The 20,694-nt window shown below is 70.1% G+C and carries 17 protein-coding genes and 1 pseudogene; 11 read left to right on the top strand and 7 right to left on the bottom strand.

Annotation, left to right across the window (positions count from 1 at the left end; genetic code table 11):
• Positions 1-188 precede the first annotated feature (188 nt).
• The 5 genes and pseudogenes from ACLQ26_RS23265 to ACLQ26_RS23245 all read left to right on the top strand — a co-directional run bounded on the left by ACLQ26_RS23265 (position 189) and on the right by ACLQ26_RS23245 (position 7,037).
• Positions 189-1,553 (top strand): aspartate aminotransferase family protein, encoded by a 1,365-nt coding sequence (locus tag ACLQ26_RS23265; RefSeq protein WP_425746435.1) that lies wholly within the window; start codon positions 189-191, stop codon positions 1,551-1,553.
• Complete coding sequence (locus ACLQ26_RS23260) at positions 1,553-3,145, top strand: GMC family oxidoreductase (RefSeq protein ID WP_425746434.1); 1,593 nt, start codon at positions 1,553-1,555, stop codon at positions 3,143-3,145. The genes ACLQ26_RS23265 and ACLQ26_RS23260 overlap by 1 nt, the downstream gene beginning before the upstream one ends.
• Positions 3,142-4,170: pseudogene (locus tag ACLQ26_RS23255) on the top strand (FAD-dependent oxidoreductase); the annotation flags it as partial. The gene ACLQ26_RS23260 and the pseudogene ACLQ26_RS23255, both read left to right, overlap by 4 nt.
• A gap of 309 nt (positions 4,171-4,479) precedes the next feature.
• A complete protein-coding gene (locus tag ACLQ26_RS23250) occupies positions 4,480-5,889 on the top strand; it encodes an FAD-dependent oxidoreductase (RefSeq protein WP_425746480.1) in 1,410 nt (469 codons plus the stop codon).
• Positions 5,886-7,037 carry an epoxide hydrolase family protein gene (locus ACLQ26_RS23245; RefSeq protein WP_425746433.1) on the top strand — a complete coding sequence of 384 codons (1,152 nt, stop codon included), beginning with the start codon at positions 5,886-5,888 and terminating at the stop codon, positions 7,035-7,037. The genes ACLQ26_RS23250 and ACLQ26_RS23245 overlap by 4 nt, the downstream gene beginning before the upstream one ends.
• Positions 7,038-7,075: 38 nt before the next feature.
• Here the strand turns inward: ACLQ26_RS23245 and ACLQ26_RS23240 are convergent, their stop codons facing one another.
• From ACLQ26_RS23240 to ACLQ26_RS23225, 4 genes are all read right to left on the bottom strand, one after another.
• Complete coding sequence (locus ACLQ26_RS23240; RefSeq protein WP_425746479.1) at positions 7,076-8,056, bottom strand: LacI family DNA-binding transcriptional regulator; 981 nt, start codon at positions 8,054-8,056, stop codon at positions 7,076-7,078.
• A gap of 87 nt (positions 8,057-8,143) precedes the next feature.
• On the bottom strand, positions 8,144-8,983 hold the full coding sequence (locus ACLQ26_RS23235; RefSeq protein ID WP_425746432.1) for a carbohydrate ABC transporter permease: 840 nt from the start codon (positions 8,981-8,983) through the stop codon (positions 8,144-8,146).
• Positions 8,980-9,978, bottom strand: coding sequence for a carbohydrate ABC transporter permease (locus tag ACLQ26_RS23230; RefSeq protein ID WP_425746431.1), 999 nt, complete (start codon positions 9,976-9,978; stop codon positions 8,980-8,982). The genes ACLQ26_RS23235 and ACLQ26_RS23230 overlap by 4 nt, the downstream gene beginning before the upstream one ends.
• A 52-nt stretch (positions 9,979-10,030) precedes the next feature.
• Positions 10,031-11,326, bottom strand: a complete 1,296-nt coding sequence (locus ACLQ26_RS23225; protein ID WP_425746430.1) for an extracellular solute-binding protein — start codon at positions 11,324-11,326, stop codon at positions 10,031-10,033.
• Positions 11,327-11,578: 252 nt separating this feature from the next.
• Here ACLQ26_RS23225 and ACLQ26_RS23220 point away from each other — a divergent pair, with 252 nt between their 5' ends.
• Positions 11,579-13,204: a glycoside hydrolase family 43 protein gene (locus tag ACLQ26_RS23220; RefSeq protein WP_425746429.1), complete on the top strand. Its 1,626-nt coding sequence runs from the start codon at positions 11,579-11,581 to the stop codon at positions 13,202-13,204.
• A gap of 33 nt (positions 13,205-13,237) precedes the next feature.
• Here ACLQ26_RS23220 and ACLQ26_RS23215 read toward each other — a convergent pair whose 3' ends face one another.
• Complete coding sequence (locus ACLQ26_RS23215) at positions 13,238-14,116, bottom strand: dihydrodipicolinate synthase family protein (protein ID WP_425746428.1); 879 nt, start codon at positions 14,114-14,116, stop codon at positions 13,238-13,240.
• 70 nt (positions 14,117-14,186) lie between these two features.
• Between ACLQ26_RS23215 and ACLQ26_RS23210 the strand changes: the two genes are divergently transcribed.
• The 5 genes from ACLQ26_RS23210 (at position 14,187) to ACLQ26_RS23190 (ending at position 19,435) form a co-directional block, all read left to right on the top strand.
• On the top strand, positions 14,187-15,089 hold the full coding sequence (locus ACLQ26_RS23210; protein WP_425746427.1) for a LysR family transcriptional regulator: 903 nt from the start codon (positions 14,187-14,189) through the stop codon (positions 15,087-15,089).
• Between the two features lie 141 nt (positions 15,090-15,230).
• Positions 15,231-16,439, top strand: coding sequence for a chitosanase (locus ACLQ26_RS23205; RefSeq protein WP_425746426.1), 1,209 nt, complete (start codon positions 15,231-15,233; stop codon positions 16,437-16,439).
• Between the two features lie 125 nt (positions 16,440-16,564).
• A complete protein-coding gene (locus ACLQ26_RS23200) occupies positions 16,565-16,957 on the top strand; it encodes a MerR family transcriptional regulator (protein ID WP_344353583.1) in 393 nt (130 codons plus the stop codon).
• Positions 16,927-17,274, top strand: a complete 348-nt coding sequence (gene trxA, locus ACLQ26_RS23195) for a thioredoxin (protein ID WP_425746425.1) — start codon at positions 16,927-16,929, stop codon at positions 17,272-17,274. Before ACLQ26_RS23200 ends, trxA begins: the two co-directional genes overlap by 31 nt.
• 268 nt (positions 17,275-17,542) lie before the next feature.
• Positions 17,543-19,435: an ABC transporter ATP-binding protein gene (locus tag ACLQ26_RS23190; RefSeq protein ID WP_425746424.1), complete on the top strand. Its 1,893-nt coding sequence runs from the start codon at positions 17,543-17,545 to the stop codon at positions 19,433-19,435.
• Positions 19,436-19,498: 63 nt separating this feature from the next.
• Here the strand turns inward: ACLQ26_RS23190 and ACLQ26_RS23185 are convergent, their stop codons facing one another.
• Together ACLQ26_RS23185 and ACLQ26_RS23180 are read right to left on the bottom strand one after the other, a co-directional pair.
• Positions 19,499-20,029: a PepSY domain-containing protein gene (locus ACLQ26_RS23185; protein ID WP_425746423.1), complete on the bottom strand. Its 531-nt coding sequence runs from the start codon at positions 20,027-20,029 to the stop codon at positions 19,499-19,501.
• A 129-nt stretch (positions 20,030-20,158) separates the two neighbouring features.
• Positions 20,159-20,638 carry a GNAT family N-acetyltransferase gene (locus ACLQ26_RS23180; protein WP_425746422.1) on the bottom strand — a complete coding sequence of 160 codons (480 nt, stop codon included), beginning with the start codon at positions 20,636-20,638 and terminating at the stop codon, positions 20,159-20,161.
• Positions 20,639-20,694: the final 56 nt, after the last annotated feature.

Raw genomic sequence — 20,694 nt, 5'->3', positions numbered from 1 at the left:
GAGGGAGAAATCGCGGTCATCCCGTTGCTGATGACGGCTTCGGACGATCAGCCCTTTCCACATCAACGACGTGATTGTGGCTCGGTCTGGACACGAGACCCGGACGCCCCGAGTCGGCCTGATGACCCGCCCACGGGGCCGCCTGTTCGCAGTGCAAGCCAGCACATATCGGTAAGGGGAAGAGTGCCATGTCTGTCGTCAACGAGATGCCGCGCACGATGCGGACCGCGGCGGAGCTCGCCGAGACCGACCGGCGGGTGCTGGTGCATCCGCACCACCACGGCGGCCGGTCGAAGCGCATCACGATCGTCCGCGGAGACGGTTGCAGGGTGTGGGACGCGTCCGGTGTGGAACTGCTCGACGTCATGGGCGCCGGCAACTGGGTCGCGCAGGTCGGGCACGGTCGGCCGGAACTGGCTGACGCGGCGGCCCGTCAGATGCGCAATCTGGCGTACTACACCGGGTTCGACATCTTCGCCAACGACCAGTCCATCACGCTCGCGCAGCGGCTGGTCGACCTGGCCCCCGACGGGCTGGACCGGGTGTTCTTCACCAACGGCGGATCTGAGAGCGTGGAGACGGCCTTCAAGTTCGCCCGGCTCTATCACCACCACCGCGGCGAGCCCGAGCGCCTCTGGTTCATCTCGCGGAACTTCGCCTATCACGGCTCCACCTACGCCAGCGGCGCTGCGACCGGGTTCCCCGGCATTCACGCGGGCATCGGGCCGGAGTTCGCGAACGTGGCGCGGGTCTCGCCCCCGCATAGCTACCGCGCGCCGGACATTTGTCCCGGCCGGGATCTCACCGACTTCCTTATCGAGGAGTTGGCCACCACCATCGAGCGGATCGGCCCCAGCAACGTGGCGGCGATGATTGGCGAGCCGGTCATGGGCGGCGCGGGGGTTCTCATACCGCCCGCGGACTACTGGCCGCGGGTGCGCGAACTGCTGTCGCTCCACGGGATCCTGCTCATCGCCGACGAGGTCGTCACCGGTTTCGGCCGGACCGGCGCCTGGTACGACTCGGTCGAGCGCGGCATGCAGGCCGACCTGGTGACCGTCGCGAAGGGCCTCACCAGCGGCTACGCCCCGCTGGGGGCGGTGCTCATGAGCGACGCGATCGCCGAGACGATCGCCGGCGGCGACACGTATCTGTTCCACGGTCACACCTACTCCGGCCACGCCGCCGCCTGCGCGGTCGCGCACGCCAACCTCGACCTGCTTGAGCAGGAAGGCCTGGTGGATCGGTCCCGCACGGTCGGCACGTGGCTGCGCGAGGCATTGGCCCCCCTTGCCGACCTGCCCAATGTCGGCGAGGTGCGGGTAGCCGGCGCCACCGCCGGCGTGGAACTGGTGGCCGACCGGGACACCCGGGAACCGTTGATGGCCGACTGGGTCACCGTCGCCCTGCGCGACGAGCACCGCGTGGCGGCCCGGGAGTACGGCAACACCCTCGTCATGGCCCCGCCGCTGGTCATCTCCCGGCCCGAGGTCGACCGCGCCGCGCAGGCGCTGGCCGACGTGCTGCGCCGCCGACCCGCCAGCCACTCGTGATGGAGTCCTACGACTACGTCATTGTCGGCGCCGGCACCGCCGGCTGCGTGCTCGCGGCGCGGCTGAGCGAGGACCCTGACGTGACGGTGTGCCTGCTCGAGGCCGGACCTGTTGACGACTCGGACAACATCCGCATCCCAGCGGCGGGCGGCAAGCTGCTGCGCTCGCAGTACGACTGGGACTACAACAGCAACGAGGAGCCACAGCTGGGCGGGCGCCGGCTCTATCTGCCACGGGGACGTGTCCTCGGCGGCACCAGCGCGCTTAACGGCATGGTGCACATCCGGGGCAACGCCCGCGACTTCGACGAGTGGTGTCAGCCCGGCTGGACCTACGAGACCATGCTGCCGTACTTCGTCAGCTGCGAGGACAACGAGCGAGGCGCCTCGGCTTACCACGGGACCGGCGGCCCGCTGCCGGTCGCCGAGAGCCGTTCGCGCAACCCGATGGCGGCGGCGTTCGTAGGTGCCGCGATGGAGGCCGGGTTCCCGGCCAACGACGACTTCAACGGCCCGAGCCAGGACGGTTTCGGCTTCTATCAGGTGAACCAGCGCAACGGGCGGCGGTGCAGCGCCGCGGCGGCATACCTGCACCCGTCGGCTGCTCGACCCAACCTGACCGTGCGCACCCGCACCCACGCACACCGCGTCCTCGTCGAGGGCGGGCGGGCTTGCGGGGTACGGGTCCAGCGGTACGACGAGGTGGTCGACATCCGGGCGCAGCGCGAGGTCATCGTGGCCGCCGGGGCGTACAACTCTCCGCAGTTGCTCATGCTGTCCGGGATCGGTCCGGCCGAACGCCTCGCGGCGGTGGGCGTGCCGATCCTCGCCGACCTGCCCGAGGTCGGCCGCAACCTGCAGGACCATCCCGCCATATACCTGGTCTACACACACGACGAGCCGGTCAGCCTGCTGTCCGCCGGTGAGGAAAGGAACGTTCGCCAGTTCGAAGCTGACGGCAGCGGACCGCTGTCGTCAAACGTGCCGGAAGCCGGTGGCTTCGTGCGTACCCAGAGCGGCCTGGCAGCCCCCGACGTGCAGTACCACGTGCTGCCGGTGATGTTCGTCGAGTGCGCCCTCGGCGAGTCGACCGAGCACGGCATTTCCTTCGGCCCGTGCGTGTTGCGGCCAGCCAGCCGCGGCGAGGTCAGCCTCGCCTCCGACGACCCGACAGCCAAGCCGCGTATCCGGCACCAGTACTACGAGGAGACTGCGGACCTGCGGACGATGACAGCCGGCCTGCGAATCGCCATGGAGTTGGCCAGGCAGCCATCGCTGGCGCCGTACACCGTGCGCCCGTACGCGTACCCGGCTTCCACCGACGAGGCGGACCTGCATGCATTCGTGCGGGCACACACCCAGTCGGTCTTCCACCCGGCCGGCACCTGCGCGATCGGCCCCGTGCTGGACCCGGATCTGAGGGTGCACGGGGTGGACGGCCTGCGCGTGGTGGACGCATCCGTGCTGCCGCTTGTGCCGAGGGGCAACACCAACGCCCCGACCATCGCAGTCGCGGAGCGGGCCGCGGACCTGATCCGTGGCCGCACCGAGGCGGTCCACACCCGCAAGGACTTGATGGAGGTGCATCAATGAGCGAGAGGCTCGGCAGCCGGGCGGTCGTGCTCGGTGCCGGAATGGCTGGCCTTGTGACGGCCCGGGTGCTGGCGGACCGGTATGCCCAGGTCGTGGTCGTCGAGCGCAACACCGTCGTCGGCGTGACCGGCCCGCGTGCGGGTGTGCCGCAGGGTCACCACGCGCACGCTCTGCTGGCCCGAGGACAGGAGGTGATGGAGCGGCTCTTCCCCGGTATGCAGGCCGACCTGACCGCCGACGGCGTGCTCAGCGGCGACCTGTCGGGGGATCTGCGCTGGTACTTCCGCGGTCGCGCGCTGCAACAGTCGCACTCGGGCCTGACCAGCGTCTCGGCCAACCGGCCGACGCTGGAGGCCTATGTGCGCCGGCGGGTGGTCGAAATGCCTGATGTGGTCATGCGGGAGCGCACCGTTGTTCAAGGTCTGGCGACGACGGCCGACCACAGCCGGGTCACCGGCGTGCGGGTCGTCGGAGACGAACCAGGGGCCACGCCCGAGACGATCGATGCCGACCTTGTGGTCGACGCGACCGGCCGCGGCAGCCGCACCCCGGCGTGGCTGGAGCAGTTCGGCTACCAACGGCCGGCAGAGGACAAGGTGCGGATCGACCTGGCCTATGTGTCGCAGTACTTCCGGTTGCGCACAGACCCGTTCGGCACCGACCTGGCGATCAACTCGGTGCCGCACCCGGGCAACATGCGCGGAGCCTTCTTCGGCAAGTTCCCCGACAACGTGGCCCTGCTGTCCCTTACGGGGCTGCTCGGCGACCACCCGCCGAAGGACCACGAGGGGTTCCTGGAGTTCGCCCGATCGCTGGACGCACCGGAGATCTACGAGGCGATTCGCACCGCGGAGCCGCTCACCGAGCCCGCGATGTTCCGCGTGCCGGCCAGCGTCCGGCGCCGGTACGAGAAGCTGACCCGCTTCCCGGACGGTCTGCTGGTCGTCGGCGACGGGGTGTGCGCGTTCAACCCGGTGTACGGCCAGGGAATGACGGTGGCCGCGATGGAGGCGGACGCGTTGGCCGAGCACCTGGCCCGCGGTCCCGCCAGACCGCGCGAGTTCTTCCGGGCCGTGGGTCGCATCGTCGACGTGCCGTGGGAGACCTCCGTCGGCGGTGACCTGGCATTGCCCGCGATCGAGGGGAAGCGTACCGCCAAGGTCAAGATGGGCGGCGCGTTCATCGCCCGGCTGCACACCGCAGCCCAGCGCGACGGCGACTTCACCCGCGCGTTCTTCCGGGTGGCCGGCCTGGTCGACCCGCCGAGCGCGCTGATGAAGCCCGGCTTCATCGCCCGCGTTCTGCGCTCCGCAGGCAAGGTCGACGCCGAGACGGTGCCGGCTGGGAGGCCGGATGTCGTCGTCGGGCAACGCGCCGTCGTCGTGGGCGGCAGCATGGCCGGGACCCTCGCGGCGCGCGTTCTGTCCGACCACTATCACGAGGTGGTCGTCGTCGATCGCGACGAGGTGCTCGGCATCGACGTTCCCCGGCGCGGCACACCGCACACCGCGCACGCGCACGGACTGCACGGACGCGGATACCTGATCCTGACCGAGCTCTTCCCGGGCCTGCGGTCCGACCTGCAGAGCCGTGGCGTGCCGGTGGGTGATCTCGGTGAGATGCGCTGGTATTTCGACGGCCGGCGCGTTCAGCCGGCCCGTACCGGCCTGCTGTCGATTACCACTCAACGGCCGGTCCTCGAGGAGTATCTGCGTTCCCGGGTCGCTGCGCTGCCCAACGTGACGTACCGGCAGGGCACCGAGCTGACCGGCCTGCGGGCCACCGCCGACAACCGGCGCGTCACCGCGGTGGCGCTGCGCGACATGGTGACTGGGACGGAGAGCGTTCTCGGCGCGGACCTCGTCATCGATGCCACCGGGCGCGGCTCCCGCCTGCCGGTGTGGCTGGAGCAGTTGGGCTACCAGCGCCCTATCGAGGAACGCATGAAGATCGGCTTGGCGTACACCACCCGGCTATACCGCAAGCAGCCGGAGATGTTCGACGGGACCCAGTCCATCAACCCGGTCGCGTCGCCAGCGCACCCGCGCGGCGCGTTCTTCGGGCAGGTCGGCGAGCATGAGTGCATCGTGTCGCTGACCGGGATTCTTGGCGACCACCCGCCGTCGGACCCCGACGGCTTCCTGGCCTTCGCCCGTTCGCTGCCAGTGCCGGACGTGTACGACGGGCTGCGCGACGCCGAGCCGCTGACCGAGCCCGTGACGTTCACCTTCCCGGCGAGCCTGCGTCGCCGGTACGAGCGGCTGTCCCGCTTCCCGGAGCGCCTGCTCGTGCTCGGCGACGCGGTCTGCAGCTTCAACCCGGTCTACGGCCAGGGCATGACGGTCGCCGCCATCGAGGCCATGACGCTGCGCAAGTGGCTGCTCCGCGGCGCGCCGCCCGAGCCGCGCGGGTTCCTGCGCGACATCGGTCGCGTCGTGGACGTGCCGTGGCAGATCTCCACCAGCGGCGACCTCGACTTCCCAGGTGTACCCGGCAAACGGTCGGCGATGGTGCGCGTGGGCAACGCGTACATGGCCCGGGTGCAGTACGCGGCAACCAAGGACCCGGCGATCACCGCGACGTTTATGCGTGTGGCCGGCCTGATCGACCCGCCGAGCGCGCTGATGCGCCCCGGCTTCGTCCGGCGCGTGCTGCGGCTGTCACGCGACCGCACAACCGGGCCGGCGGCCGGGTCTCTCACCGCATTCGACCCAACCAACCAGGTAGAGAGGGCCGCGTCATGAAACCGTTCCACATCGAGATTCCGCAGGCCGCCATCGACGATCTCCACCGTCGGCTGGCCGACGTCCGCTGGCCCGCGCCACTGGGAGACGACGACTGGAGCCGCGGCGTACCGGTGTGGTACCTGCGTGAGCTCGTTGAGTACTGGCGTACCCAGTACGACTGGCGGGCCGCCGAAGCTGAGCTGAACCGGTACCCCCAGTTCCTCGCCGAGATCAACGGCGCCACCGTTCACTTCCTGCACGTACGTTCCCCGGAGCCGGACGCGGTGCCGATGCTGATCACCCACGGCTGGCCGGGCTCGGTGGCCGAGTTCGTCGACGTCATCGGCCCGCTGACCGACCCTGCCGCGCACGGCGGCGACCGGGCCGACGCGTTCCACCTCGTCCTTGCCAGTCCGCCGGGGTTCGGCTTCTCCGGCCCGGCCCGCCCGGGGTGGCACGCGGGCACCATCGCGCCGGTCTGGGCCGAGCTGATGAACCAGCTGGGCTACGACCAGTACGTGGTCCAGGGCGGCGACGCCGGCTCGGTCATCTCGCAGCAGGTCGCCGCCGTGGCACCAGATCATGTCATCGGGTTGCACGTCAACATGCTGATGACCTTTCCGTCCGGCGACCCGGAGGAACTGGCCGGGCTCAGCGAGGTCGACCAGGCGCGTCTCGCACTCATGGGCCGCTTCGACGCGGAGCTGTCCGGATACATGAAGCTGCAGTCGACCCGGCCGCAGACCTTGGCGTACGCGTTGACGGACTCGCCCGTGGGCCAGTTGGCCTGGATCGTGGAGCGGTTCGGGGAGTGGACCGACGCGGCAAAGGTGCCCGACGACGCGGTGTCGAGGGACCGGTTGCTGACCATCGTGACCATCTACTGGGTCACCGCCACCGCCGGCACGTCGGCCGCGCTCTACTACGAGGGCGCGGAGGGCATGCGCGCGATGGCCTCCGGCTGGCGGCCGGAACCGATACGGGTTCCGGCCGGCGTCACGGTCTACCCGCACGATCCCTTCCAGCCGTTGCGCGGGCTGGCGCACCACTACCTGGCCGACATCGTGCGGTGGAACGAGCCCGACCGGGGTGGTCACTTCGCCGCGATGGAGGAGCCGGACCTGTTCGTCGACGACGTGCGAGCCTTCGGCCGTCTCGTGCGGTGACGGCAACCTGACCTCAGTGCCGAACCCGTTCGCGCCGGTCACCGGGGCGGGCCGGCGCTGTCGCGGACGACGAGTTCGGTGGCGAGTTCGATGCGCGGGCTCTCGCTCTTCTCACCCCCGGCGAGGCGGAGCACGGTCCGTGCGGCCAGCATGCCCATCTCGGCCAGTGGCTGTCGGACCGTGGTCAGCGGCGGCGAGCACCAGCGGACCTCCGGCAGGTCGTCGAAGCCGACCACGCTGATGTCGTCGGGCACCCGCAGGCCGCGTTTGCGGACGGCCTCGTAGACGCCGAGTGCCATCTGGTCGCTGGAGGCGAAGATGGCGGTGGGCGGGTCGGGCAGGGACAACAGTTGCGTACCCGAGGTGAAGCCGGCCTCGTGGTAGAAGTTGCCCGGACGGATGAGCCCGTCGTCGACGGCGATACCGGCGGCGCCAAGCGCCGCGCGGTAGCCGTCAATCCGGGCCCGGCTGCACATCAGGTGTGGTGGCCCGGCGATGAAGCCGATGCGGCGGTGGCCGAGGCCGAGCAGGTACTGGTTGGCGCTCAGGCTGCCCGCCCAGTTGGTGGCGCCGATGGTGGGCGATTCCTGCGGGTCGACACCGGCGGGATCGATGATGACCACCGGCAGGTGCAGCCGGCGCAGCTCCGCCTGCAGAGGTGGGTTCACCATCGACGTCACGAAGATGACGCCCACTGTGGATCGGGTCCGCATGTTGTCCAGCCACTGCTTGGCCGAGGAGATGCGCCAGTGGATGGCGGAGACGACCGTGCCGACGCCACTGGCCCGGGCGACGTCCTCCACCCCACGGATGATCTCCACGGCCCAGGGACTGTCCAGGTCGTTGAAGACCAGGTCGACAAGTGCGGCCTCGGTCCGCCGGGCCTGGGTACGGCGGCGGTACCCGTGGTGGTTGAGCAGCGCCTCGACGCGCTCCCGGGTATCGGGAGCGACGTCGGAGCGGCCGTTGATGACCCGGGAGACCGTGGGCACTGACACACCGGCCAGTCGCGCGATCATGGCGATGGTGACATTTCGGCCGTTGTCGGAGCCCACGGTCCGCTCCTTCGTCTGGCGGGACGCTTCAGGTCGTCTGGCGATCCGGTGTCACCCCTTGACGCTGCCGGTCAGGCCGCCGATGAGCTGGCGTTCGGCCACGGCGTAGAAGCCCAGGGCGGGAAGCATGGACAGGACGACGTAGGCGAGGACCCGAGCGGTGTCGTCGACGTACTGGCCCTGGAACGCCTGCACTCCGACGGGAAGGGTCCACCAGCTCTGGTCGCTGAAGACGACAAGCGGAAGCATGAAGTTGTTCCAGCTGGTGACGACGGCCAGCACGGAGACGGTGGCCAGGGCGGGCCGGGCCATCGGCAGCAGGACCCGCCAGAAGAAGCCGAAGGAGCCGCAGCCGTCGAGGACGGCGGCCTCCTCGACCTCGGCGGGAATGGTACGGAAGAACTGGCGCAGGATGATGATGGTGATCGGCAACCCGAAGGCGGCCTGGGGCAGGATGACGCCGAGCGGGTTGTCGAGCAGGCCCATGCCGCGCAGCAGGACGAACAGCGGCAGGATGGCCACCGCGAACGGGAACATCAGGCCGATCGCGAACAGGGTCACCAGAAACTCGCGGCCCCGGAAGGCGTAGCGCGCGAAGACGAACGCGGCCATCGCCGCCGCGCCGACGACGATGAGGGTGCTGCTGACGGCGATGAGCAGGCTGTTGCCGAGCTGACGCCAGAAGACCCCCGAGACGAAGAGGTCGGTGTAGTTCTGCGGCACCCAGGGGTCGGGCAGACCCAGCGGGTTGGTCGACAGTTGCCCGTTGTCCTTGAAGCCGCCGATCACGCCGAACCACACCGGTACGACGATGAGCGCGCCGACGGCGATGCAGATGAGATGCAGCACGAGGCTGCGGGCCCGCTGGGCGCGGATCGCCGTGACGGTCATCGCTGGCCTCCCTGGTTGGTGATCGCGCCGTCGGTGTCGCGACGCAGGACGATGCGCTGGTAGAAGAGGGCGAAGACGAGGCTCAGCAGGAACATGATGATGCTGATCGCGCTGGCATAGCCGACCTCGAAGCGACGGAAGCCGTACTGGTACATCGTGACGGCCATCGTCTCCGAGGTGTGGATCGGGCCGCCGCCGGTCAACACCCAGACCATGTCGAACAGTTGGATGGTGCCGATGACCGACAGGAAGATGCTGATGCGGATCGTCGGGCCGAGCAGGGGCAGAGTGACGAACCGGAACGCCTGCCAGGCGCTGGCGCCGTCCGTGACCGCAGCCTCGGACAGCTCCTTCGGGATGCCCTGACGGGCCGCCAGGAAGAGCATCATGTAGAGGCCGAAGTACTTCCAGGACACCACCAGGAAGACCGCGAACAGCACGGTGTCCGGGTCCGCGAAGACGGCGCCCGCGTCGGCGCCCAACCACCGGGAGACCGACTCGCCAAGGCCCCGGTTGGGCGAGAACACCAGGGTGAACAGGACCGCCGTGGTGACCTCGGAGAGCACGTACGGCGCGAAGAAGATCAGCCGGTACGCGGCCCGGCCGCGCAGCGGCTGGTTGAGGAGCATGGCCAGGGCCAGCGCGGCGGGCAACTGCACGGTGAGCGACAGCAGCACCAGCACGAGACCGCGCCACAGGTCGCCCCGGAACGTCGGATCACCGAAGGCGCGTGTGTAGTTGTCCAGCCCGATGAAGTTCTCCGGCAGCCCGAAACCGTTCCACTTGTACATGCTGGCGTAGCCGGCGACCACGATGGGCGCGACGACCAGCAACAGGAACAGCGCCAGGGCCGGTGCCAGGAAGACGGCGAGGACGCCGCCCCGGCCCGGCCGGGGCTGGCGGCCGCGCTGTCGCGCGGTGCCCGGCCCCGGTGCCGGCGGATCGGTCGCCGTGTCGCCGCGCCTGTTGTCCGACACGGTCGATGGCCTGGTCATGCCTGCTCCACTCGGGTTCTATCGCCGGCTAGGGATGAATACGGGGTCACGGTCAGACGGTCTTCGCCACCTGCGTGATGTCCTTGAGGATCGCCGCGGGCGCCTTCTTGCCGGCGACGATCTCGGCGACGCTGTCGTTGATCTGCTGGCCGAGCGCCGGCGCGTACGCCTGGTCGAGGTAGAGCTGGAAGCCGGTGTTCTTGGCCAGGGTCTCCGCGACGACCTTGTTGTTGGCGTCGGTGATGGCGTCGGTGGCGTCCTTCACCGTGGGCAGCACCGCGCCGGTCTTCGCGGACCGGCGCTGGTTGTCGGCGCTGAGCAGGAACTTCAGGAAGTCGATGGTGGCGGCCGGCGCGTCCTTGCCGACGGCGAAGCCGTTGCCACCACCGAAGACCTCGGTGGAGGTGCCCTTGCCGCCGTCCACGGCCGGGAACGGGAAGAAGCCCAGCTTGTCGCCGATGCCCTTCTTGCTGGTGGACCTGGACACCTGCATCGCCGGCGCCCACTGGCCCATCAGTTCCATGGCCGCGCGGCCGTTGCCCATGGTGGCGGCCTGCCCGTCGGGTGAGCCGTACTCGGCGCCGAGGAAGCCCTTCTGGAAAGGCTGCAGGTCGACGAGTTCCTTGAGGCGTTCACCAGCGGCGGCGAGTTCGGGGGTGTCGAAGTTCTTGTCGTCGACGGCCTTCTGCAGCGCGCCGACCCCACCGATGCGCATCGCCAGGTAGGACCAGTAGAAGTGGGCGGGCCACTTGTCCTTGCCGGCGATGGCGACCGGGGTGATGCCGGCGGTCTTGAGCTTGCGGACCGCGTCGAGCAGAGCCGCCCAGGTGGCGGGCGTCTCGGTGATGCCGGCGCGGGTGAAGAGGTCCTTGTTGTACCAGAAGCCGACCATGCCGATGTCGAACGGGATGCCGTAGATCTTGCCGTCGATCGTGTACGGCTGCATGGCCGCGGGCAGGATGCCGCCGACCAGGTCCTTCAGGTCGTCGGTGAGGTCCTTGACCAGGCCCGCGTCGATCTGCTGCTTGAGCACGCCGCCGCCCCACGACTGGAAGAGGTCCGGCGGGTCGCCCGCCTGGGTGGCGGTGGTCAGCTTGGCCTTGAACGCCTCGTTCTCCAGCGGCTGGATCGTGAACGTGACGTTGCTGTGCGCGGTCTTGTACTCGTTGGCCATCGCGGCCCACACCGGCAGCATCGGCTCGGTGTTCTGGATGTGCCACCAGTTGATGGTCTGCGGGGCGTTCGGGTCGCTTGACTTCTCGTCGCCGCTGCAGGCGCTGAGCAGGTAGGCGCCGGCGCCGGCGCCGGCGAGGCCGAGCAGCGATCGGCGGGAAAGGTGCGCTGTCATGATCCATCCCTTCGGGGGACTCACGGGGTGCTCGGACGCCGGCCGAGCCGGCAAGGGTTCGAACCTGGATCTCCGGAACTTTCATTGCTTCGTCGGTATTACCGATCGATGGCCGGGACGCTACGAGCAGTTCCCCCAGCGGTCAAGACCCCTGTCCTATCGCGATAAGACCGGCTACCGTACGAGGGGCTTCCAGTGATCTGGTCCCGCAAGTTTCCGGAAGTTTCATAGCCGCACAGAGGAGCCGCCCCCGTGTCGACCGACACCGCTGACGTGGCGACCGCTGCCTGGTCGATCCGCAACCCCGTCCTCGCCGGGTTCCACCCGGATCCGTCGATCCTGCGCGTCGGCGACGACTTCTACCTGGCCACCTCGACGTTCGAGTGGTATCCGGGGGTCCGCGTGCACCACTCGCGCGACCTCGTCCACTGGCGCCCCCTGGGCGGGATCATCACCGACCGCCGCCTGCTCGACCTGCGCGGCTGCGGCGACTCCAACGGTGTGTGGGCACCCGACCTGACGTACCACGATGGGGAGTTCCACCTCGTCTACAGCGACGTGGCCAGCTTCGCCAGCGGCTACTGGGATCCGCAGAACTTCCTGATCACCGCGCCGGACATCACCGGCCCCTGGTCGGATCCGGTGAAACTGCACGGGCGCGGCTTCGACGCCGCCCTGTTCCACGACGACGACGGCACCAGCTGGCTGCTGAGCATGAGCGCCGACTGGCGGCCCGGTCGGGACCGCTTCGGTGGCATCGAGATCCAGCAGTACGACCGCGCGGCGCGTCGTCTCGTCGGCCGGCCGCGCATCCTGTTCACCGGCACGCCGGTAGGCGTCACCGAGGGCCCGCACCTGTACCGCCACGACGGCTGGTACTGGCTGATCACCGCCGAGGGCGGCACGAGCTGGGAGCACCAGGTCACCGTGGCCCGCTCGCGGGAGCTGTTCGGCCCGTACGAGGTGGACCCGGACGGGCCGCTGCTCAGCTCCGTGGGTCGGCCGGACCTGCGGTTGCAGAAGGCCGGTCACGGCAGCCTGGTCCAGACCCCCGACGGCGGGTGGTACCTGGCCCACCTGGTCGGCCGCCCCTACTCGCCGCTGGGCAACTGTGTGCTGGGCCGGGAGACGGCGATCCAGCGGGTCGAGTGGCCGTCGGGCGGTTGGCCCCGGATTCCCGGTGGGGTGCCCGCCGAGGAGGTCGCCGCTCCCGACCTGGCCCCGCATCCGTGGCCGGACGAGCCCACCACCGACGACTTCGACGCCGCCGAGCTGGCCTCCTGCTGGTCGACGCTGCGCCGGCCGGCAACCGTGGACTGGGTCGACCTGCGGTCGCGACCCTCGCACCTGCGGATCCACGGTGGGCAGTCGCCGGTGGGTCGGCAGGCGCCGAGCCTGGTCGCGCGACGTGTCGGGGCGACGCACTGCTCACTCGAGACCGTTGTCGAGTTCGACCCGGTCGACCACCGACAGCTCGCCGGGATCACCGCGTACTACAACACCCTCAACTGGCATCACCTCTACCTGACCCGCGCCGACGACGGGCGTACGGTGCTGGAGCTGCTCAGCTCCGACAACGGGCGGCGCACCCCGTATCCGGACCTGACCGTCGACGCCAGCGGTGTGGGCCGGGTCGGTCTGCGGGCGGTGTTCGACGGGCCGGTGGTGCGCTTCGACTACGACCTCGGCGCGGGTTGGCAGCGACTGCCCGTCGACCTGGACGCGACGATCCTGTCCGACGAGCACGCCGCCCTGATCATCGACGGGGAGCCCGCGGCGTGGGGCTTCACCGGGGCGTTCGTCGGCCTGTGGGTGCAGGATCTCGGCGGCGACGGCGTGTACGCCGACTTCGACCGAGCCACCTACCGGGAGCACTGAGCACGCGGACGCGCCCCGGCGGGTGTCGTCCGGTCACCTCGACGCGCTCGTCAGCTCGTCCAGGCGCCGCAGCGCCCGCCGGGCGGCATCCGGCCCGGCGGGCAGCAGCGGCAGCCGTACGGCGGCCGTCGGGATGCGGCCCTGGGCGTGGAGCACCGCCTTGATCACTGTCGGGTTCGGCTCGGCGAACAGCGCCGCCGACAGGCCCGCGAGCCGGTGGCCGAGCGCCCGCCCACGCACAAGGTCCCCCAGCTGCCAGTGTGCGACCACCTGGACGAAGTCCGCGGCCGCGACCTGGGCCGAGGCCGCGATGACGCCGTGCGCGCCGAGGGCGAGCAGCGGGGAGATGAGCGGGTCGTCGCCGCCGAGCACGGCGAAGCCGGGCCGGACGTCGGCGAGGAAGTCGACTGTGTCGGTGTCGATCGCGCCGGTGGTGTACTTGATGCCGATGACGCCGGGCAGGCCGGCGAGCTGCCGCAGATCGTCCGCGCGCAGGTGCTGTCCGGTGCGGTACGGGACGTGATAGACGACAAGCGGCACCGGGCTGGCCTGGGCGAGGTGGGCGAAGTACGCGAGCACTCCCGCCGGGCCGGGCCGGAGGAACGGGGGCACCAGGCAGAGCGCCGCCGTCACCTCGGGCCGGCCGGAGAGGGCGCGCAACGCATCGACGCCGTTGGCGCCGACGAGCAGGTGCGCGCGCCGCGAACGGCAGAGCGCGGCCAGGACGTCGAGCACCGTGGCGCGCTCGTCGTCGCTGAGGGCGGTCGGCTCCCCCGTCGTGCCGAGCGCCACCAGCCCGGCCGCGCCAGCGTCCAGAGCATCGGTCGCGAGGGCCGTGAGCGCGTCGACGGCGATGCTCCCCGTGAGGTCAAACGGCGTGATCAGCGGAACGTACAGGCCGGTCAGAGTCATGCCTCCACTCTCGGACGAGCGACCGGGAAGGTCCAGTTCCGATTGCTCCACCCATCCGTAAGCTGAGCTGATGCTTGACGTTCGCCGCCTGGTCCTCCTGCGGGACCTGGCCCGCCTCGGCACCATCGCCGCCGTCGCCCAGGCGCACGCCTACACGCCGTCCGCCGTCTCACAGCAACTCGCCGCCCTGCAACGGGAGGCGGGCACCCGGTTGCTGGAGCGCACCGGGCGTCGGGTCAGCCTCACGTCGACCGCCACCGCGCTGGTGCAGCACACCGAGGTCATCCTCGCCGCCCTGGAGGCCGCCGACGCGACAGTGGCGGCCGCCCGTACCGGCCTGCGCGGGAGCGTACGCATCGGTGCCTTCCCCAGTGCCGTACGCACCCTGCTGCCGGGCGCCCTGGTCGCCCTGGCCCGCGACCATCCCGCCCTCGACCTCATGATCAGTGAGCTGGACCCGGTCGACATGCCGGCCGCTCTGCGCAGCCGAGGGCTCGACGTCGCGCTGCTGCACGACTACGACACCGCGCCGACCCCACCCGACCCGGCGTTGGACTCGATCGCGCTGCTGGAGGAGACCGTCTTCCTCGCCGTGCCGAGCGCCACCGCTGACATGGTCGTCGCCGACCCGGTCAGCGGGGCGCGCGACGCGCAGTGGATCATTGGCAGTCCTGGCACGCTCTGCCACGCGGTGGCCCTGCACGCCTGCCGGATGGCGGGTTTCACGCCGACCGTGCGGCATCACGCCGACGATTTTGACGCCATGCTCGCTCTCGTCGCCGCAGGTCAGGGCGTCGCTCTCATTCCGCAGCTCGCCATCGCGCGGCCATCGCCGCAGGTCCGGCTGCTGCCGCTGGCCATGCGCCGCCGCACGCGCGTCGCCTACCGAAGGGGCGCGGGCGGTCACCCCGCGGTGGTCGCGTGCGTCGCCGCGCTACGCGGTGCCACCACCGACTTCCTCGATCAGTCCTGATCGTCGCCGATCAACAGTTGATCGACGTACCGCTATCTGTTAATACTGTTTCCTGAAGCTCGCGGTGCCCGCCGGGGCCGATCGCCGCGCCGGGCACCGACCGGCCGGCGGCACGCCGCCCCTTCCCCGAGGAACACCATGGTGCGCAAGAGAACAGCCGCCTACGTCGTGGGCACCCTGCTGATCGGCGTCGCGGCGGTCGGCTACGGCCTGCCGTCGGCAAGCGCCGCGACCGCCGGCCCGATCACCGGCCTCGGCGGCAAGTGCGTCGACGTCGCCGGCGCCAATCCGGCCAACGGCACGGCGGTGCAGCTCTACTACTGCAACGGCAGCGCGGCCCAGACGTGGACGGTCGGCAACACCGACAACTCGATCCGCGCGCTCGGCAAGTGCCTCGACGTCACCGCCGCGTCGACAGCCAACGGCGCCAAGGTCCAGCTGTACGACTGCAACAACACCGGTGCCCAGAAGTGGACGGCCAGCAGCGGCGCCCTGGTCAACACCGCCTCGGGCAAGTGCCTCGACGTGACCGACCGGAGCACCGCCAACGGCGCGCGGTTGCAGATCTGGACCTGCGGCGGCACCACCAACCAGCGGTGGACGCTGCCCGGCGGCGGCACCACCCCCACGCCGACCGCCAGCGTGCCGGCCGGCACCAACCTCGACGACGCGGCGAAGAAGGATGTCGCCATGCAGCTCGTCTCGGCGGCGGAGAACTCCTCGCTCGACTGGCGCGCGCAGTTCTCCTACATCGAGGACATCGGCGACGGCCGCGGCTACACCGCAGGCATCATCGGCTTCTGCTCCGGCACCGGGGACATGCTCGAACTGGTCGAGGCGTACACCAGCAGCAAGCCGGGCAACGTACTGGCCGGGTACCTGCCGGCGCTGCGCAACGTCAACGGCACCGCGTCGCACGCCGGTCTCGACCCCAACTTCCCCCGCGACTGGCGGACCGCCGCCAACGACTCGGTGTTCCGGGCGGCGCAGGAGGCCGAACGGGACCGGGTGTACTTCAACCCGTCGGTCCGCGACGGCAAGACCGACGGGGTGCGGGCGCTCGGCCAGTTCGCCTACTACGACGCGGCGGTCATGCACGGGTACGAGGGCATGCGCCAGATCCGCAGCCGCGCCCTCGCCCGCGCGAAGCCGCCGGCCCAGGGCGGCGACGAGCGGACCTGGCTCAACGTGTTCCTCGACGAGCGGGTCATCGAGATGAAGAAGGAAGAGGCCCACTCGGACACGTCCCGCGTCGACACCGCCCAGCGGGTGTTCCTCAACAACGGCAACTTCAACCTGAACACGCCGCTGACGTTCGCCGTCTACGGCCAGCAGTTCCGCATCGGCTAGGGACCGCACGCACCGAAGCTCAGGGCGTCACCTCGCGGCGCCCTGAGCCGTGCTGTCGCGCGACCTTGCCTTGACGCTGACGACAAGGTTTAGCCTGGTCGCGACGGGCTGGTCGAGGAGGTCTGATGCTGATCGGCGAGCTGGCGGAACGGGCCGGCACGAGCACCCGGACGCTGCGCTACTACGAGGCCCACGGGTTGGTACGCCCACAGCGCTCGGCCAACGGCTACCGCGTCTACGACGAGGCGGAGCTGCGGGTCGTCCGGGAGATCCGGGCGCTGCTCGACGTCGGCTTCGGCCTCGACGACGTCCGTCCGTTCGTCGCCTGCCTGCGGGCGGGCAACGCGTCCGGCGACGTCTGCCCCGATTCCGTGCTGGTGCTGCGGCGCAAGCTCGCCGAGGTCGACGACTACCTCGATCGGCTCACCGCGGTCCGTCAGCAGTTGCGCACCCAACTCACCCACGCCATCGCGCACCGGGAGGAAACATGCCCCAGGAAACGACAGTCGGCTCCCTGACCACCGTCACCGACGCCACGTTCGCCGAGCTGGTGCTGACCAGCGACCGGCCCGTCGTGGTCGACTTCTGGGCCGAGTGGTGCCCACCCTGCAAGATGATCGAGAAGAGCCTCGTCGAGCTGGCACAGGAGTTCGGCGACCGGATGGTCATCGCCAAACTCAATTCCGACGAGAACCCGCAGGTCACGCGGCGCTACCAGGTCATGTCCCTGCCCACGCTGCTGGTGTTCCGTCGGGGTGAGGTCGTCGGCTCGATCGTCGGATCCCGGCCGAAGCTCCACCTGCGGCAGAGCCTGACCCTGCACGCCGGCCTCTGACCGTCACCGCCTGTCGAGTGCCGCCCCGGGCAGCCGGCGGTGAGCGGTATACCTCAGAGTCATATTCATACCTCTGCGGTATACCGCTCAACAGCACCACCACCTCGGGAGGTCGCGAGCCCGGGCGGGGTGACCGCGCCCGGCTCGCAGCCCCGCGGTGCGGCGTGGCGACAAGCGAGTCCAGGTGACGGCGCGGCACCGGAACGCCACGCAAACTCGCTTGACCTCAACCTCGGATGAGGTTCTAACCTCGTCGCGGAGGTACCGAATGAGCATGGAAGTTACCGCGTGGACGTCACTGCGCCACGCGATGAACGCGCAGGAAGAACGACCGCTGTCCCGTGTCACCCTCAGGCGCATCGCGGAGTTCGCGCGGCCGCACCGGGCCCTGATCGTCAGGTTCCTGCTGTTGAGCGTGGTGACGGCGGTCCTCACGGTGGCGGCGCCGGTCCTCGCCGGACGGGTGGTGGAGGCGATCGTCGACGGCGCCGACAGCGGCGTCGTGATCCGGTTGGCGGTGCTGATCGCGGTCATCGCCCTGGCCGAGGCCGGCCTGGGTCTGGTGACACGGTTCCATTCCGCCAGCATCGGTGAGGGGCTCATCGTCCAACTGCGGACGGCCGTCTTCGACCACGTGCAACGCATGCCTGTGGCGTTCTTCACCCGCACGCGCACCGGTGCGCTGGTCAGCCGCCTGAACAACGACGTGATCGGCGCGCAGCGCGCCTTCAGCGACACCCTGTCCGGCGTGGTCGGCAACGCTGTCACCCTGGCACTGACGCTGGCGGTGATGCTCAGCTTCTCGTGGCAGATCACGGTGCTCGCGCTCGTGTTGCTGCCCATCTTCGTCCTCCCGGCACGCCGCATGGGTTCGAAACTCGCCCAGTTGCAGCGCGAGGCTGCCGCGCACAACGCGGCCATGAGCACGCGGATGACCGAACGCTTCTCCGCGCCCGGCGCAACCCTGGTCAAGCTGTACGGGCGGCCGGCCGAGGAGTCTGCCGAGTTCGCGGCGCGGGCCCGTCGAGTGCGGGACATCGGCATCCGTACCGCCATGCTCCAGTGGGTCTTCATCACCGCGCTGACAGTCGTCGGCTCGCTGGCGCTGGCCCTGGTCTACGGGCTGGGCGGCCTCTACGCCCTGCGGGGCAGCCTCGACGCCGGAACCGTGGTCGCCCTCGCGCTGCTGCTGTCGCGCCTCTACGCGCCGTTGACCTCGCTGGCCAGCGCGCGGGTGGAGGTGATGAGCGCGCTGGTGAGCTTCGAGAGGGTGTTCGAGATCCTCGACCTCACGCCGCTGATCCTCGACAAGCCCGACGCCCGCCCGCTTCCCGACGGGCCGGTCGCGGTGGAGTTCGACGGGGTACGGTTCGGCTACCCCTCGGCGGACAAGGTGTCGCTCGCCTCTCTGGAGGATGTGGTGAAGCTCGACGCCCGCGGTGGCGAGGAAGTGCTGCACGGGGTGTCGTTCCGCGCCGAGGCGGGGCAGATGGTCGCCCTCGTCGGCTCCTCCGGGGCGGGAAAGTCCACTATCGCGCAGCTCCTCCCCCGCCTGTACGACGTCGAGGACGGCGCGGTGAAGCTCGCCGACGTCGACGTACGTGACCTGTCCGCCGAGTCGATCCGGACGGCGCTGGGTGTGGTCACCCAGGACGGGCATCTGTTCCACGAGAGCATCCGCGCCAACCTGGCGTTCGCCCAGCCGGACGCGACCGAGGACGAGATGTGGGAGGTGCTCCGGCGGGCCCGCCTCGACGGCCTGATCCGCACACTTCCCGATGGGCTCGACACTGTCGTCGGTGAACGCGGATACCGGCTGTCGGGCGGGGAGCGGCAACGGCTCACCATCGCGCGACTGCTGCTGGCCCGTCCGCGCGTGGTCATCCTCGACGAGGCCACGGCGCATCTCGACTCCACCTCCGAAGCCGCGGTTCAGGAGGCCCTCGCCGAAGCCCTGACCGGCCGGACGAGCGTGGTCATCGCGCACCGGCTCTCCACCATCCGGGCGGCCGACCAGATCCTCGTCGTCGAGGACGGGCGCATCGTCGAGCGTGGGCGACACGGCGATCTGCTGGCCGCCGGCGGCCGGTACCGGGAGTTGTACCGCACCCAGTTCGACCAGGACGAGCCGACGATCCAGGAGCAACGCGTCGCCGTCTGAGGCCACGACAAGAGCCGCCGCCCGCTTCGGGAGATCCCCGGAACGGGCGGCGGCAACTGACGGTCAGTCGTCGTCGTCCTGGTCATCGGCGTCGTCGTCGTTCTCATCGGCGTCGTTCTTGTCATCGGCGTCGATCGGCTCCTGCTCGGCCTTCACCACCGAACCGTTGTCCCGGTCGACGTCCACCTCGTGCTCGGTGTCGCCGGCGACGATCTCGACGCTCCACACCGGCCTGCCGTTCTCCTGCTCGGCCTCGACCTCGACGATCTGGCCGCCACCGGCCCTGGCGAGCGCGATCTCACCGGCGCGCTTCTCGTCGACGGCGCTGCCCGCCGGCGCGGTGCCCGCCGACGACGAGCCGCTCGACTGCGTACCCGATGGGGTTTCGGCCGTCGGCGTGCCGGTGGTGCCCGGCGCGGCGGTGGTGGCGCTGTCGTCCGGCGCGTCCGTGCCCGTCGGAGCGACAGTGGCGGCGGCGAGTGCCGTGTCGCCGGTCGGCGTGTCGTTCGCGGCCGCGACGCCCAGCGCGACCCCGGCCACCGCCAGCACCGCCGAGCCGCCGACCGTCGCCAGAAGCAGATTGGTGCGCTTCATCGTGTGTCCACCTCTCCTCGGTTGTCGACTCCGAGGATCGGCTGAACGGGGATAGCGCCGCGCTGTCCGAACGCTAAGGCGGGGTTAAGCCCGCGCCGGGCTCCGGAACTCCGCGTCGGCCGGACGTGGTCAGAGCGCCATCTTCATGAAGACGTCGGCGCGGGCGTACGGCGGCAGCGGGATCTGTTCCGGGCTGACGTGCTGGAAACCGGCGGTCTCGTAGAGGTGCACCGCGTTCGCGAGCCTGGTGTTGCTGCCCAGGAACAGGGTGGTCGCGCCGAGTTGGCGGGCGCGCTCGATCGCGGCCTCGATGAGCTGGCGGCCGAGGCCCTTGCCGCGCGCCGACGGGAGCACCGCCATCTTCGACAGCTCGAAGACCTCGTCCGAGCTGCGGACCAGGGCGACGCAGCCGATGATCTCCCCGCCGTCGCGGACGATCAGCACGTCGCCACCGGGGTCGACGATGGCGGCGAAGGGGTCGTTGAGCGTCTTGCGGTCCGACTCCTCGATGGTGAAGAAGTGGGAGATCCATTCCTCGTTCAGCGTCCGGAAGGCCTCGGCCTCCGCAGCGGTCGTCATCGACGTGATGGTCAGCGTGCTCGGCTTCATGGTTCGATTCTCCGGCCACCGCCATTCGAACGTCCAATATCTTGTTCGGGGTCATC

This window comes from Micromonospora sp. DT43 (genome assembly GCF_049841645.1).
Taxonomy (GTDB): Bacteria; Actinomycetota; Actinomycetes; order Mycobacteriales; family Micromonosporaceae; genus Micromonospora.
Note: the sequence above shows the minus strand (reverse complement) of the source record. Positions and strands in the feature narration are given on the sequence as shown.